This window comes from Mesorhizobium sp. M1E.F.Ca.ET.041.01.1.1, assembly GCF_003997355.1.
Taxonomy (GTDB): domain Bacteria; phylum Pseudomonadota; class Alphaproteobacteria; order Rhizobiales; family Rhizobiaceae; genus Mesorhizobium.
This window is the reverse complement of sequence record NZ_RZSL01001286.1, coordinates 1-394: the sequence shown is the minus strand read 5'-3', so window position 1 is coordinate 394 and position 394 is coordinate 1. Positions and strand designations below refer to the sequence as shown.

The following is a 394-nucleotide window of genomic DNA, read 5'->3' as shown; positions in this document are numbered from 1 at the left end:
ATCTTGTCCACGGCCTTCCTTGTGATCATCGGTCCGCATTCGGTTTCTGAGTCCGTGCCCGGGCCGACGTTGAGCGATGCCATGCGTTTGCGCAGCCCTTCCGCGAACGCATCATGGATGCCCGCCTGGACGTAGAGCCTGTTGGCCGCCGTGCAGGCCTCGCCGGCATTGCGCATCTTGGCGATCATCGCGCCGTCGAGGGCTGCCTCCACATCGGCGTCGTCGAAGACGATGAACGGCGCGTTGCCACCAAGCTCCATCGAACAGGAGATGACGTGTTTCGCCGCCTCGGCCAGAAGCACGCGGCCGATTCCGGTCGAGCCCGTGAATGACAGCTTGCGCACCCGCGCATCGGCCAGCATGGCCGCCGTCACCGGGCCGGGGTTCGAGGTCG

Annotated in this window: 1 protein-coding gene; it reads right to left on the bottom strand. The window is 65.7% G+C overall.

Translation table 11 applies throughout. The annotated features are described in order from the left end of the window. Window positions 1–394: aldehyde dehydrogenase family protein (locus EOA38_RS38820; protein WP_127301706.1), on the bottom strand; the 394-nt coding region annotated here is incomplete at both ends.